This window comes from Candidatus Nanosynbacter sp. TM7-053, from assembly GCF_022828375.1.
Classification (GTDB): Bacteria; Patescibacteriota; Saccharimonadia; order Saccharimonadales; family Saccharimonadaceae; genus Nanosynbacter.
In genome coordinates this window covers 63,922-77,893 of record NZ_JAJQJX010000002.1, presented here as the reverse complement: position 1 = coordinate 77,893, position 13,972 = coordinate 63,922, and the positions used below count along the sequence as shown (strand labels likewise).

Genomic DNA, 13,972 nt, shown 5'->3' with positions numbered 1-13,972 from the left:
TGTCTGGTTGGGTTATTTTTATCTCCAGATATCGTCATGGATATTGTCATAATTTCGACAAGCTATAGTCGAATTCTGATCCTGTACCACCGAAGGAAACTCTTCGGATATACCATTGGCTATATTTTGCAGTAATTTAACACCCATATTTTCCGAAAACTTACCGCGTAGTGCTTTTTCATACCATCGCTCTAGGTCTTGTTCGGTTACTATACTTTGTATTTTTGACTTCCAGCCAATTTGATTTAGTAGACTGACAATAACACGCTGCTCAGCAGACTTGCAGACAATTATCACCCTGTCGCTGTTGATAGAATTAACTACCGATTCTGCTAACGCTTCGTCAAGAGCAAGATGCTTAATCTGAATAGCAGGCCCCCAATTCGCATACATATCAAGACCTCTGTCGGCGGCGTTTGTAATGCCTACACGATACACCTTGGCCGATTCGGTACTGACTAAATTATCTACAGATAATTGCATAATGTTTTTTGTGAAGTCCTCAAACTCGCGCAGAATATCAATCTTATTGTCCGCTACAGATAATTGCATTTCTAGCTCTAGCTCGTTGGTTAATGTTGAAAACAATGCGAAAACAATAATTTCATATATTTTATCAAGACTTCTTTTTAAGCCCGGCTCCGCATAGAAAGAGTTGATAAAATGTACGACATTGAAAGCCTGAGGCGATGAATTAACTGCATAACTGAGGGCATTTGCTAGCTGTGATTTTTTGTTTGCAAACATACTGTATATGTAAGCCTCCACGGCTCCGCCTGTCCTTATATTCTCCTGACTCAAGATATTTAAAAGACTTGGCGGAATCGCATTGTTATTAAACAAGTCGTCTTGGAACTTTGCAGAACTCGTGCTCTTTCGACCTAATAATTCCATGGTTATATCGTCGCGCCACTTCTTGCTTTTTGTTCTATATGTCTCTAGGTCTAAAATATCTACACTATTTGGGTCTATGCGCTTTCTATACAATATCTCGGCAATTTGAACTGGTTTATACCAATGAACACGTTGCTTTGCAAGAAATACATCAAGTAGTTGTTTTGCCGTAGTAGGACTCACTTCTTAATCTCCTTGAATAGCCTCAGGGACTTTAGAACCTCTCGGGCGACACTCTCAATGGCTGGAACTGCTATAGCATTTCCAGTTTGCTTTTTTATTCCAGAATACGAAACAACTACCTTAAACCAGTCAGGAAATCCCTGTATTCGCAATAATTCACGCTCCGTTGGCCGTCTCTCATTATTGATCAAGATATAATTAGCGCTTGCGCCCGCACGAAGTGCGCACGAGTAGCTATGTGGAGTAACACTCCCCGATACATTTTCATGAGTGATATATGGACGACTCGGCTCCGTAATCGTCTTGAGTAGCATTTTAGCATGCCTTCTGTCGCGTATTTCAGGCTTTACAAAATATTTGTCCTCAATATTTCCAGTTTCTAAGATATCTTTTATGGTGGCTCTTTTTTCGATTGGCAGAGGGGCTGGAAAACTAAAAGGAACATTCTCCTTAAATCCTACAATAATAATTCGCTCACGCTTTTGTGGAACCCCATAGTCAAGGGCATTTATGATTTTGTAGTGGACAAAGTATCCCAGTTTTTCCAGATGTTCAATAATGATCTTAAAGGTTTTTCCTTTATCATGTGCGGTCAAATTACGAACATTTTCTAGAACGAAAGCTTTCGGCTGCTTTTCCTTTAGAATTCGCTCGATATCAAAGAATAGTGTCCCTTGTGTCTCATGCTCAAAGCCTGCCTTTGCGCCAATTATGCTAAATGGCTGACAAGGAAATCCGCCTGTTAATATATCAAAGTCGGGTATTTTACTGGCATCAACTTTAGTAATATCACCAGCAAAACGCGTTTCTCCGTTAGTGTTTTTCTTGAATAATTCGGGCGATATTTTTGCAAAATTGGCTTCATAGGTCTTTCGCGCGTCTTTATCCCATTCTGATGCAAAAACACACTCTGCACCGAGATTATGAAATGCGAGATGAAAACCGCCAATTCCTGCAAACAAATCTATAAAAGTTATCTTGTCAGTCATAGCACTACTTTCTGCGGTGCTATCAAAAATAAAATAGGACACCGCAACGGTGTCTTAAGTCGTTTGTCCGCAGCAGAACGACATGTCCTACTGTTTCGCGCGATGTCCTAATTTTTAGGCACATCGCTCGAAACCTTGCGGTACGTTTTTTCTACTGCGGACGCAATAGGTATAACTTAAGACGGTTATAATTATATCAAAAATAACCCAACCAGACAAACTAGTTATCGCTGGCGGTTTCGGCGGGTCGGGGTGCGGGCGACCCGCCGAACAGGGCTTTGTCCTGATGTATTTGCTAGAGTCTAGGCTTGCTCTCAAGATAGGTTCGAGCTTGGGCGTAAAATCACAAAGGGCGATGACCTCAGCGCAAAAAATCCTTATGCCTTGAAATTTTCGGGTCGAACCTATAAATACAACAAAAAGAAGTCGTCATAAATGACGACCATTTTCTTAACTCCGCCCAGAAAAATCGCCGGTCGGCGCTGCGTGCTGCCAGCAAAAAAAGCCGCCCGTTCAGGCGACCGTTGTTTCCATTTTAGTTCCGATTTGGTGACCTTACCGGGAATCGAACCCGGATTGCCAGGATGAAAACCTGGTGTCCTAACCGTTAGACGATAAGGCCACGACTTCAGATATCATAACAAATTACCGTCGAATTGTCTATAGCAAATCAGCCACTTCTCCGCCGTTATCTATTAATGTATAATATTTCCATGACAAAGCAGAAGAAAAAGCGCAATAAAAAATATTCTGGGATGGACGCGACATCTCAGCGGCCAAAGGTAACAAGGATTACAGCAACGAATCGCCCCAAATTATCTCAATGGTTTTTTGATCGGAAAAAACTCATTCGCACCATTGGCATGGCGGGACTCGTTGCAATTGCTTTAATTATCGTTATTTCTGGAATACTGAGTTTATTTCGTTAACGAACTGGCAACTTAAACCCAAAAGTACTACCTTTTCCTTCTTCTGATTCAAAGATCATTTCGCCGTCGTGTGATAAAATAACTTTCCTCGCCAAAAATAAACCAACGCCAGTGCCGTCTGGTCGCTTTTTTCTGGCATTTGCGCCGCGGAAGAATTTGCCAAACAAATTTGCTTGCTCTGATTTTGGCACACCGATTCCCGAATCTTTCACTGTAAATTCAATCGCACCATTACTATTTTTTAGAGAAATTATTACCTTTTTGTGCGGATTTGAATAGTAAATAGCGTTGTCGATCATATTCAGCATAACTTGACGAATCTTCTCAGAGTCGGCCGTAATCAATGGAACTTTTTTATCAATCTTTAGGTCCATTTCGACAGTTCTCTGATCCGCCACAACCTTAAGCAAAGCAACTTCATCCCGAAGAATTTGAGCAATGTCTACCTTCTGCTTATCGATATTAAATTTGCCAGTCTGAAGTCTAGAAACATTAAGAAAATCGTTTATTAGCCTCACCATACGCTCGCTCGAAGAAAACGCCTCTCTAAGAACCGCACGTTGCGTCGGTGTAATCTTCCCCAAATCACCCTCCAGCATCATATCCAGATAACCTTTAATACTAGTCAACGGTGTCCTTAACTGATGTGAAGCCATAGAAATAAATTCGTTCTTCGCCTCGTCTAGTCGCTGAAGCTGTCGATTACTGAACCTCAATTCTTTCGTCGCCTCGTCAATTTTGCGCTGCAAACTCTTATTCAATTCATTAATCTCTTCCAATGACAAAGAATTTCGAATCGACACCGCCAATTCCCCAGCAATCGATTCCAGCATTTCAATATCGCGAGAACTATACCCCAAACTTTTATGCTCGCCCAGAAACAGAATTCCCGTTTCTTGATTTTGATGCAGCAGCGGCATAACAATTTTCGTGCGATGAATATCCAAAAGTTTCTTCAGCTCTGGATCTTTTACTTGATTTGCCAAAATAACTTCCGGGAAACTACAATTCTTATAATAGTAATCCATAATCCTGTGAACGTCTTCCTCGACAACAGATATTCGTCGCCGACCCGCTCGACCATATATTCCTTTTTCCGGAATGCAAAACGCTACTTTTTCCGCCTTAAGAGAAGTCGCTATATAATTACCAACACGTCGAGTTAGCAATTGCAAATCCGCTGTATAAGTTAATATTTTACTAATCTCACGCGTAAACGTATCAGCGTCATATTCTCCGTAATAAAAAACCCTATCAGTAAATTTATCAAATATTTTCTTCACCGGTTGATATACGACAGCCAAAACCATAGCCAAAATCATATTCATAAGATTTACGTGGCTATCAACCGTCAGGCTACGCTGAAAAACCAGAATTGAAATAACATATGCGGAAATCACATAGACGACAGCCAGTGCAATTAATAGCAGCATATACGAAACGCTTCGAGCCACCGCCATTTTTACGTCCATCAATCGGTACCTGACGATGCTATACATAATTGCAAATAAGAAAATAATCGTAGCAATTGGACCAATCCATATATATCGATAGTCACCAAACGCCGGAAGAAACAGATCCACTACAAAGCCAGGAATGCTACATATCAACAGACCAATCATGTAAATCGCGACTTGCTTGCGTCGAACAGGATCTGATTTGCGCCACGCTATATGACCAAAACACATAGAAATTAAGAAGAATACCGAGAAAAAAGTTGCAAAAATAACATAGTTGACTGCATGAATCGGAATTCGAGAAAAATCTACTGGCGTGACAATTTCTGATGTATTAATAATAAATTCAGGCACCAAAATAATGTATAGCGAAAAAATCGTTATTAATATACTAGATGCGCAGATAAAACTCTTCGTTGATTTTGTCGATGGAAGAAACGACTTTGTAGTGAAAATAGCCAACGCAGGACAAAAAACAGCTGAAGCGACATAAAACCATCTGGATGCAGTGTCTAATACTACTCCATTGTCCGCCAGGGAGAACACTTCAAGTCCAGCCGACCACACAGCCAAACATAAACAAACCAGAAAAAACCAATACTTTGCATCGTGGCGTCGCTTCGACTTTTTAAGCACAAGAACGCCTAAAATTAGCGCCATCAACGCAACCAATCCTAGCACTAATGCTCGTATCATCATACTAATGCTTATTATAGCATTTTATTCTACGTTTCAATCGCAAAAACTGTGTAAACGCCGCTCGCGGTAACTGTAGCTTCAATAGACTCTTTTAGTATGCCAGATTTTTGGAGCAATTTAAAACCTTCTTTAATTGAGCGCATCCTAACTTTTGGAACCCACCCCATTAGTCCATGCAAAAATTCTTTTTGTGGGCGATTTACGTTCATATTGCCAGTGATCATTAGTCCGCCGGTTCGTAGAAATTTCAATGATTCTCGTGTCAATTGCTTATAAACGCCATCCGGCAGATATTCTCGCAAGCCAGAATCTTCCGCGATATCTAGCTTACGATTTCCCAAAACTCCCTCCAAACTCAAAGGCTTGCCAAGCTTACTGAATAATCGCTCGCAATGAACTTCAATCTTATCTTCCAAATTCCATTTCTTAGCTAGACTCTGCGCCGCTGCTAGAGACAACGGATCTTGATCTAACAGGATAACCGTTGGCGTCTCACCCGTTTCATCTTTAAGTTTTTTCAACATCTTCAAAGTCGCCAGTCCCGTTCCGCAGCCAAAACTCATCACCAGCATATCATCAATCGAACGATTTTCTTTTTCCGCCACTTTCTTCAAATGGTCAATCGACAAACTATTCACCGTCTCTACCCGCTCACGAATACCAAGCGAATCCGCACAATGCCGAATAACATCAGAAAACTTCTCCGTCACTGGCGCCTGGATAAACTCTCGGACTTCACTAATTCTCTTCTCTACTTCTTCAATAGCCGTCGCTTTATCTACGCCGTTATTGATCTTTTCTTGGACCATAACTTCCGTCAGCGGCAAACCATTAATCTTCTCATCAAATACCGACTCATCCAGCAGTGGACCACCCATAGTTGGATATTTACCTTCTGACAATATTTTGCCATTTTCATCAAAAACACTCAAATCCTCAGCTTCAGAAATTGTCAAAAATGTCAGTGCGGAACCTCGTTGATTGTGCCACGGCTTCGAATCAGTTTGATCTTTACCATACAATAACTTATCACGAGAAATCTCCAGATATGAATCTATATCATTACCCCATTTATTTTCTCTCACAAAAGGAATCTTTTCTAGAACACTCGCAAGTGCTACCGCCGCCAAATTTATATGGATAATATCCTTACGAACATCCTTTAATTCCGCCCCGCCTTGCTCCAGATAATTGTATATATACTGAATTTTATCTGGATTATTATATGCAGGATCGGTCTTTTCCCCAATTTTAACCCTACATTCCTCACTCCTAAGATCAGCAATTTCCCTATTTAATTTTTCATTAGCTTCATGATCAATTCCATTAAGAAAATCACCTGTTTCTGTAATATACTGTTCGCCTCTAAATTTTTCCATGCCAAAAATTATAACATAATTTATGTGATATACTTAAAGCATGATAAAAATCGCTATCATTGAAGACGACCCAACCATCAGCCAGATGTACCGAATGAAGTTCGAGTCGGACGGGTTTGACGTTCGCTTGGCCGCCAACGGACAAATTGGCATAGAAGTAGTCGAGAAGTTTCAGCCAGACATTATTTTGCTAGATTTACAAATGCCGGAAATGGACGGCGCGGAGGCTTTGAAACGAATTAGGTCTAAAGATTGGGGAAAAACTATTCCCGTTATCGTCCTCACTAATCTCGGCGAAGAAGAAGCTCCGCACGATTTGAAGAAATTAGGAATTCATAGCTACATCGTAAAAGCGAACCTCACGCCGCGCCAAGTTGTCGAGCAAGTCAAAGCTGCCATAAAAGCCGCTTAATTTTTTGATTGATTCGCAATTTTTAGACAAGCCGTAATTACATTATCAAACAACGCAGAGACTGTTAACGGACCAACTCCGCCCTTTTTTGGTGTAATAATTACATCATTGCGCTGACGCACTTCTTCAGATACGTCGCCAACAATTTTTCCATTTTCCGAAGCAGTTCCAGCGTCAACAACGACCGTCTTAGTCTTAATCATTTGGCTTTTAATCAGCCCTGGAACTCCAGTTGCCGACACGATAATATCGTAATTTATCAGTTGAGATAAATCGTCACCTTTTTCAAAAACCGTCACATCAACGCCAGACTTTAGCCACATCTTCTCAAGAGGCGCACCAACCAAACGACCTCGCCCGACAATCGCAACTTTTTTATTTTTCAAATCAACACCATATCCAGCCAGCAGCCAGCTAATAGCCGTTGGCGTGGCTGCCTGAAAAATCGCCCTCTTGCGCAAACCATCAACGTCTTTATCTTCTCGAATACTCTCGAGTAACTCCTCAGTCTGATCAGAATTACTAATCGGCAATTGCAGAATTATTCCTTGGACATCGTCTCGATTGTTCAATTCTTGAATCACCTCCAAAGCACCGCCCGCAGGGACTCGATGAATCTCCACGTCAATCAAAATATCAGCACCATACCTCTGTTTCAAACGCATGTACGTTTCAATAACTGGATTTTCGACATCAGTAACAATTGCCAAACGAGGATTAATATGCCAAGCCTGCCTTAAAGCTCGCACCTGTTTCGCCTGGCGCTCCTTGATAAATCCAGCTAATTCTGAGCCATTTAGTTCTCTCATTGTCATTAAGTATAGCAATTTTACCATCTTGAGTACAGATATAGTGTGTGCTATAATTTGAGAAGCTTGGTTGTGGCGGATGTAGCTCAGCTTGGTTAGAGCGCTGGATTGTGGCTCCGGAGGCCGTGGGTTCGAACCCCATCATTCGCCCCAAGTTTTACGACAATTTATTCACACCGATAAATTATTTTCAATAAAACGGTAGACATTTTTATTGATTGTTGTATAATGAAATTGTGGGCCAGTAGCTCAGCTGGTTAGAGCACCTGCCTCTTAAGCAGGGTGTCGAGGGTTCGAGCCCCTCCTGGCCCTCCAAGAAAATAACCTCACATTGAAGTGAGGTTATTTTCTTATCCAAACGGATTATACCCGCGAGAAGGTGGTTCACGAAAAGTAGTTCGATTAGCATTGAAAGATTGGCGAGAGTTATTCGCACCTGACGGAACACTGTTATTTTGTAGACCATTGACTCGTCGATTCCCGCCAGACAATCCCGTGTCAGCTACATTACTAGAATTATCAGATTGAACCGATCCACTCACTCCTGAACTAGGAGTACACCTTCTATTATCAGAATTATTGGCCGATATCGAAGATTCGTATCCTTTAATATATCGACGCCCTGAATTCACGCTACGATTAGCGGTTAGCATTCTGCCCGTATCCCCATACGCTCTAGAGCTACTATTGCTCAACGTATTCATACGACCATATAGCCTTTCCATCATTTCCCGTGTCATTTGCGGCTTCTGATTCGCGTCCATATATCCCCCATTAGTTATATGAAATGGCGCCCCGAGTAGGATTCGAACCTACGACCTTAGGCTTAGAAGTCCTCTGCTCTATCCAACTGAGCTATCAGGGCGTATTCACATTATAACATCTTTCTGCTACAATAGTAAAAGCTTGCGGGTGTAGTACAGCGGTTAGTATGCAAGTTTTCCAAACTTGAGATGGGAGTTCGATTCTCCCCACCCGCACCAAGTTAGACAATTTCAATCCATAAAGGGCATCGATGGATCCATATATTTATACAGAAAAACCAAAATACCAACCGCATGACATTGAAGATGCGTCCGAATTTTATGATGTGATTGAACGAAGCAGTTTAACACATCAATTATCTGAAAACCGACCATATGTCTATTGGACAATGGAAATTTATGATAAGTCCAACGGCATTAAAGGTGGCGGCGGACTTGGAGTTTTAGCGGCGGACACGCGACGTGTAGCTGAAAAATTGGAAGTTCCGTTCGTAGTAGTAACGCCGTTTTATCGCAGCGAATCACACCAGAAAATTACCGACCTCGCGCAAGAAGAGTTTTCAGAATCCGTTTCACCTCAAGATTACGGATTTGAATATATTGACGAAGTTTTCGTAAGTTCAAACGGATTCCCAGATGCAAGCTTAAGCATTTTTAAGAAGACGCTCGGCTCAACGCAATTTGTTACAATTTCAGAACCGAACTTTGGGCAATTGTACGAAGGCGACGGATCTGGCGATCATAGATTATACCAAGAAGTAGCGCTGGGATTTGGTGGCTATAAAGCATTAAAACTCCTCGGTATTAAGCCGGCTGTTATTCAACTTAATGAGACCGCAACGATTTTTGCCGCATTGGCACGACTAGACGAACTGTGCGCTAACGGAATGAATTTATACGAAGCCGTCGTTTACGTTCGCAAACACACACTTTACACGAACCACACGCTTCTTCAAGCAGCCGAACCGGAATTCCATCGTTCGCAATTTGAAAAATTAGTTCTGCCAAATATAAAAAGTAATGCTGTGCGTTGCTGGCTAATGGAACAATTTCGCAACGACAGACTGAGGCCGAATCTTTTGGCAATTGAACTTACTGAAGCGAAGAATGGTGTTAGTAAACTACATGCCCGTGTAGCAAATTTCCGCGACCGCAACAACGACAAAGTTAAATTTCAAGCCATTACCAATGGAATAGATCTTGAAACGTGGGTACTGCCTGAAACGTTGCAAACATATCGCGATCACGGAATTATCGATAAATTTGGACTGCCCACAAATGATTTTTCTGAAAAATTAAACTCGCTTAGTAGCGCGGATTTGAGGTATTTGAAAAAACTCGGTCGAAAGGAATTGAATCGAGTCCTATTGAGTCGCAAAGATCAGTACGGAAAATCCATACAAATCCCAGAAAACGCGATATTATTCGACTTCAAGCGAAGATTCGCCAATTACAAACGACCTTATATGCCGTTTGAAAACCCAGATTCATTGCGCCAAATTCTCATTAGCCACAACGCGCATTATATTCTGACAGGAAAAGTTCACCAAGGCGACGTAACGATGTATCAGAAATTGCTCGAAGTATTAAAATTGATTGATAACGATCCAGTCCTCAAGGAGCGTGTTCATTATATACAAGACTATGACGAGGAGTTGGGGCGAGCGTTAGCAATCGGTTCAGACGCCTCAATAAATATTCCTATCGTTGGATTAGAAGCGTGTGGCACTTCATGGGAGAAAGACATCGCCAATTTGAAACTCCTCATCTCCACTAGTGACGGCGGCGTTGCCGATGTTCAGCCAATCGCTTGCCTCGAGGTTACCGGGAGAAACTACGAAGCCGAAGTTTCATCTCTGTACGTCAACATGCATAAAGCTGCCGCTATTTTGAAAAATGACCAATTGTTAGAAAAACATATCCGCCACCAATTGAGCAACTATTTACCAATTATTTCCGGCGCCCGAATGATGAAAGATTATCTCAAATTTATTTTTCCAAAACCGCAAATCCAGCCTAAAAAAGAACCGCAGATCAAGCGAATTCCTATTCAATAATCACTTCAATATCAGCACCTAGCGAATTTAAGCGTGCCGCCAATTCCTCGTATCCGCGATTAATTGAATATACATCGCGAAGAATCGATACACCTGGAGCAGCAAGCATTGCCAAAAGTATCACAACAGATGGACGAAGCGCTGGCGGAGCAACAACGTCAGCCGGCTTCCATCTTGTCGGACCGGTGATATAAACACGGTGTGGATCAACCAGCTCGATTTGCGCATTCAGCTTGCTCAGCTCTGTAAAGTAAATTGCTCGGTTCTCGTAACTCCAGTCGTGAACCAACGTGCGTCCCTTCGCCACCGTCGCGATAAGCCCCAAGAACGGCAAATTGTCCATATTAATTCCAGGAAACGGCAAGGCGTGAAGTTTATCCTTGGCAGCCTGGAGTTTGGAGCGCTGCAATTTAATATCAACCAAACGAGTTTGCCCATTATTAGCAAAATATTCCTTGCTGAGTTCAAACTTAAGACCCATTTCCGCCAATGTTGCTAATTCAATCTCCAAGAATTCAATCGGCGCACGACGAACGGTAATTTCCGAATCCGTCACCGCAGCCGCCGCAATAAAGCTCATTGCTTCAATTGGGTCTTCACTCGGATAATAGTCCAGATTTTTACTAATGCGTTTACGACCCGTAATCTTCAAGGTCGTCGTACCAATTCCCTCAATTTTCACGCCCAGCTTTTTCAAGAAGAAACAGACGTCTTGAACCATATAATTTGGGCTAGCGTTGCGGATGATAGTAGTGCTTGGCGACAACGCCGCAGCCATAATGATATTTTCCGTCACCGTATCGCCGCGCTCCGTCAACAAAATCGTTCGATCGCCAGAATTAACATCAGTTTTTGCGTGATAATAATCAGTTTCCGCCGTGACGTTCATTCCAAAATGCCTCAAACCACTAAGGTGTGGCTCAACCGTGCGCTTGCCTAAATTACAGCCGCCAGCAAACGGCAATTTGAAATCGTCATATTGATGTAATAGCGGACCAAGGAACATAATCACGGTCCTAGTTCTCTTCGCCGCAGCAATATCCATATCTTCAAGCTTCAAACGCGCTGGCGGCACGATCTCAAGATCACTACCGTCCAACCAGCGAGTTTTAACGCCAATCGAGTTCAGAACCTCGATAATTCGGTTGACCTCCTCAATTCGCGCCACCTTCCTAAGCGTCGTCTTCCCCTTATTCAACAAACTCGCACAAAGAAGACCAACTGCAGCGTTTTTACTAGTCTTAACTTGTATCTCACCAGACAATTTTTTGCCACCAGTTACCTTAAAATTCATTTTTCCGGAATGATTCACGGTTACAATATTATTATTAAGCACTTCACTAATTCGAGCAATCATCTCAATGCTAATGTTCTGACCCCCGTTTTCAATGCGATTAATAGCGCTTTGCGACGTACCAATCGCCTCAGCTAATTGCGTCTGTGTCAAACCTTGTTTTTGACGATTTTCAGCGATTAAATTGCCGATTTTTTGAAGATACTTGTCTTTTATCATGCGTAAATTATATCACTGATGATATATATAAGCAATGATATAATAAGTATTAACGGAGGTTTAGTCATGAAAGACAAGCAAATTGAAGAACTTATAAAAGCAGAAAAAAAGCGCCAAACGGACGGCCTGGAACTGATTCCTAGCGAGAATTACGTTTCGTCAGATGTGCTTCAGGCGCTTGGTAGTGTTTTCACTAATAAATATTCAGAAGGCTATCCTGGCCGGCGTTATTACGGCGGACAAGAAAACACCGATCAAGTCGAACAGCTGGCGATTGACCGCGCTAAGAAACTTTTCAAAGCAGATCACGCTAACGTCCAGCCACATTCTGGCGCGCAAGCCAATGAGGCAGTTTATTACGCTTGGTGCGAGCCTGGCGATACTATTCTGGCTATGGATTTGGCTCACGGCGGACATCTTACGCACGGCGCCCCGGTTACTCGTAGCGCCAGAGAATACAATTTCATTCGCTATGGTATAAAAAATATCGACACTGGCGAAATTGATTATGAAGAAATTCGCCAATTAGCACTTAAGCACAAGCCAAAAATTATCCTGGCAGGATTTTCAGCATATCCACGAGAGTTAGACTACGGAAAATTCGCTGAAATCGGCAACGAAGTTGGCGCTATGCTAATGGCAGACATGAGCCATATTGCGGGGCTAATCGTTAGTGGCGTTGCCAAAAACCCGTTCGACTATGGCTTTCATGTAATTACCACAACAACTCATAAAACTCTGCGTGGACCACGAGGCGGGTTGATTCTTAGTCGAGGAATAGTTGGCAATCCATTGAAAAAACCAGAGAAAACTCTCGAGAATTTACCTACGTTGATTGATCGAGCAGTATTCCCTGGCACGCAAGGCGGACCGCACATGCACACCATCGCTGCAAAAGCCGTAGCATTTGGAGAAGCTTTACAGCCAGAATTCAAAGATTACGCCGAGCAAATCGTTAAAAATGCAAAAAGACTGGCGGAAGAATTGCAAAAGCGCGGCTTTAAGCTGGTAACTGGCGGCACTAGCAACCATTTGATTCTGGCAGATATTCACAGCAGTTTCGGCATTGACGGCAAGGAAGCGGAAATCGCCATGGATAAAATCGGTCTGACACTGAATGCTAATGCGATTCCAGACGACCCACTACCAAGATTCAGGCCAAGCGGTATCCGCTTAGGCACGCCAGCTGTCACAACGCGAGGCGCCAAAGAAGACGACATGGAAAAAATCGCGGAATGGATGAAGCGGTCAATAGATAGTCGCGATAATGACGATAAGTTGGCTGAACTACGTAAAGAAGTCGTAGAATTCTGCCATACTCTACGCGATATTTAATGTAAACCCGCACATAAAAAAACTCCGGCATAACGCCGGAGTTTTATTTATATACTTAGCTAATTAACAGCCAGTACCGATTTTTCGCTCTTCTACTGTATTATTTGAGAAGTTGTAGTACTTAACGTGCGCACCCGTAGCAGTACCCGTAGTCGGACATGGAACATACTCAATAGTGTTAGCTCCTGCAGTAGGAGGAGTACCAGCAGTGAGAGAACCTCCATTAACTGTATTTGCGTCCAAGTAGTATGGTTCGCCAGAATTAGCTGCGTTTGTTATGTCTCCCAAACCAGTTGGATAACTACTCTTTGCTGTATTGTATAGCTCAGCTTTCTTAGCAACGGCGTCAGCAGCAGATTTAGCAGCAGATGTCTTTGCCTGGTTTTGCAAACCGTTGTATGCAACCAAAGAAACGACTGTCAAAATTGCAATGATCACGATAACGATCAAAAGCTCAACTAGTGTAAAACCTTGATTTTTTATATTCTTTGTAGTCACGATAATGTGCCCCCTAAATATATTATTTTAATTTGTAATTCGATAATACTACAA

General features: G+C 42.3%; 12 protein-coding genes and 5 tRNA genes. 7 read left to right on the top strand and 10 right to left on the bottom strand.

Annotation, left to right across the window (positions count from 1 at the left end):
- Positions 1 to 18: 18 nt before the first annotated feature.
- The 3 genes from LRM50_RS03350 to LRM50_RS03340 form a co-directional block, all read right to left on the bottom strand.
- On the bottom strand, positions 19 to 1,077 hold the full coding sequence (locus LRM50_RS03350; protein ID WP_243809868.1) for a HaeII family restriction endonuclease: 1,059 nt from the start codon (positions 1,075 to 1,077) through the stop codon (positions 19 to 21).
- A complete protein-coding gene (locus LRM50_RS03345; protein WP_243809867.1) occupies positions 1,074 to 2,066 on the bottom strand; it encodes a DNA cytosine methyltransferase in 993 nt (330 codons plus the stop codon). Before LRM50_RS03345 ends, LRM50_RS03350 begins: the two co-directional genes overlap by 4 nt.
- A gap of 547 nt (positions 2,067 to 2,613) precedes the next feature.
- Positions 2,614 to 2,688, bottom strand: a tRNA-Glu gene (locus LRM50_RS03340).
- Positions 2,689 to 2,779: 91 nt separating this feature from the next.
- Here LRM50_RS03340 and LRM50_RS03335 point away from each other — a divergent pair.
- Positions 2,780 to 2,995 carry a hypothetical protein gene (locus tag LRM50_RS03335; protein ID WP_243809866.1) on the top strand — a complete coding sequence of 72 codons (216 nt, stop codon included), beginning with the start codon at positions 2,780 to 2,782 and terminating at the stop codon, positions 2,993 to 2,995.
- Here the strand turns inward: LRM50_RS03335 and LRM50_RS03330 are convergent.
- The gene (locus LRM50_RS03330) at positions 2,992 to 5,151 is read right to left on the bottom strand and encodes a sensor histidine kinase (protein WP_243809865.1); all 2,160 of its coding nucleotides are present in this window, start codon (positions 5,149 to 5,151) and stop codon (positions 2,992 to 2,994) included. The genes LRM50_RS03335 and LRM50_RS03330 overlap by 4 nt on opposite strands.
- 26 nt (positions 5,152 to 5,177) lie before the next feature.
- Positions 5,178 to 6,530 (bottom strand): class I SAM-dependent methyltransferase, encoded by a 1,353-nt coding sequence (locus LRM50_RS03325; RefSeq protein WP_243809864.1) that lies wholly within the window; start codon positions 6,528 to 6,530, stop codon positions 5,178 to 5,180.
- 40 nt (positions 6,531 to 6,570) lie between these two features.
- Here LRM50_RS03325 and LRM50_RS03320 point away from each other — a divergent pair, with 40 nt between their 5' ends.
- Positions 6,571 to 6,942, top strand: coding sequence for a response regulator transcription factor (locus tag LRM50_RS03320; protein ID WP_129631472.1), 372 nt, complete (start codon positions 6,571 to 6,573; stop codon positions 6,940 to 6,942).
- On the opposite strand, the gene LRM50_RS03315 is transcribed toward LRM50_RS03320, so the two are convergent.
- A complete protein-coding gene (locus LRM50_RS03315) occupies positions 6,939 to 7,751 on the bottom strand; it encodes a bifunctional 5,10-methylenetetrahydrofolate dehydrogenase/5,10-methenyltetrahydrofolate cyclohydrolase (RefSeq protein ID WP_243809863.1) in 813 nt (270 codons plus the stop codon). The two genes, LRM50_RS03320 and LRM50_RS03315, sit on opposite strands and share 4 nt — an antisense overlap.
- A gap of 75 nt (positions 7,752 to 7,826) precedes the next feature.
- On the opposite strand from LRM50_RS03315, the gene LRM50_RS03310 reads away from it, so the two are divergent.
- Both LRM50_RS03310 and LRM50_RS03305 read left to right on the top strand, forming a co-directional pair.
- Positions 7,827 to 7,904 (top strand) — tRNA-His (locus LRM50_RS03310).
- A gap of 85 nt (positions 7,905 to 7,989) precedes the next feature.
- Positions 7,990 to 8,066: transfer RNA gene (locus tag LRM50_RS03305), tRNA-Lys, on the top strand.
- A gap of 35 nt (positions 8,067 to 8,101) precedes the next feature.
- Here LRM50_RS03305 and LRM50_RS03300 read toward each other — a convergent pair.
- Both LRM50_RS03300 and LRM50_RS03295 read right to left on the bottom strand, forming a co-directional pair.
- On the bottom strand, positions 8,102 to 8,515 hold the full coding sequence (locus LRM50_RS03300; RefSeq protein WP_243809862.1) for a hypothetical protein: 414 nt from the start codon (positions 8,513 to 8,515) through the stop codon (positions 8,102 to 8,104).
- A 24-nt stretch (positions 8,516 to 8,539) separates the two neighbouring features.
- Positions 8,540 to 8,616 (bottom strand) — tRNA-Arg (locus LRM50_RS03295).
- A 43-nt stretch (positions 8,617 to 8,659) separates the two neighbouring features.
- On the opposite strand from LRM50_RS03295, the gene LRM50_RS03290 reads away from it, so the two are divergent.
- Positions 8,660 to 8,734 (top strand) — tRNA-Gly (locus LRM50_RS03290).
- 32 nt (positions 8,735 to 8,766) lie between these two features.
- Positions 8,767 to 10,572, top strand: a complete 1,806-nt coding sequence (locus LRM50_RS03285; protein ID WP_243809861.1) for a glycogen/starch/alpha-glucan phosphorylase — start codon at positions 8,767 to 8,769, stop codon at positions 10,570 to 10,572.
- On the opposite strand, the gene LRM50_RS03280 is transcribed toward LRM50_RS03285, so the two are convergent.
- On the bottom strand, positions 10,562 to 12,082 hold the full coding sequence (locus tag LRM50_RS03280) for a helix-turn-helix domain-containing protein (RefSeq protein WP_445083107.1): 1,521 nt from the start codon (positions 12,080 to 12,082) through the stop codon (positions 10,562 to 10,564). The genes LRM50_RS03285 and LRM50_RS03280 overlap by 11 nt on opposite strands.
- A 69-nt stretch (positions 12,083 to 12,151) precedes the next feature.
- Here LRM50_RS03280 and LRM50_RS03275 point away from each other — a divergent pair, with 69 nt between their 5' ends.
- Positions 12,152 to 13,420 carry a serine hydroxymethyltransferase gene (locus LRM50_RS03275; RefSeq protein WP_243809859.1) on the top strand — a complete coding sequence of 423 codons (1,269 nt, stop codon included), beginning with the start codon at positions 12,152 to 12,154 and terminating at the stop codon, positions 13,418 to 13,420.
- 63 nt (positions 13,421 to 13,483) lie between these two features.
- Here the strand turns inward: LRM50_RS03275 and LRM50_RS03270 are convergent, their stop codons facing one another.
- A complete protein-coding gene (locus LRM50_RS03270) occupies positions 13,484 to 13,918 on the bottom strand; it encodes a prepilin-type N-terminal cleavage/methylation domain-containing protein (protein WP_243809858.1) in 435 nt (144 codons plus the stop codon).
- Positions 13,919 to 13,972 lie beyond the last annotated feature (54 nt).

Excerpts from the sequence above, each read along its gene's own strand:
- LRM50_RS03345 (WP_243809867.1), bottom strand. The coding sequence starts at position 2,066 with ATGACTGACAAGATAACTTTTATAGATTTGTTTGCAGGAATTGGCGGT.
- LRM50_RS03335 (WP_243809866.1), top strand. The coding sequence starts at position 2,780 with ATGACAAAGCAGAAGAAAAAGCGCAATAAAAAATATTCTGGGATGGAC.
- LRM50_RS03330 (WP_243809865.1), bottom strand. The coding sequence starts at position 5,151 with ATGATGATACGAGCATTAGTGCTAGGATTGGTTGCGTTGATGGCGCTA.
- LRM50_RS03325 (WP_243809864.1), bottom strand. The coding sequence starts at position 6,530 with ATGGAAAAATTTAGAGGCGAACAGTATATTACAGAAACAGGTGATTTT.
- LRM50_RS03320 (WP_129631472.1), top strand. The coding sequence starts at position 6,571 with ATGATAAAAATCGCTATCATTGAAGACGACCCAACCATCAGCCAGATG.
- LRM50_RS03315 (WP_243809863.1), bottom strand. The coding sequence starts at position 7,751 with ATGAGAGAACTAAATGGCTCAGAATTAGCTGGATTTATCAAGGAGCGC.
- LRM50_RS03300 (WP_243809862.1), bottom strand. The coding sequence starts at position 8,515 with ATGGACGCGAATCAGAAGCCGCAAATGACACGGGAAATGATGGAAAGG.
- LRM50_RS03285 (WP_243809861.1), top strand. The coding sequence starts at position 8,767 with ATGGATCCATATATTTATACAGAAAAACCAAAATACCAACCGCATGAC.
- LRM50_RS03275 (WP_243809859.1), top strand. The coding sequence starts at position 12,152 with ATGAAAGACAAGCAAATTGAAGAACTTATAAAAGCAGAAAAAAAGCGC.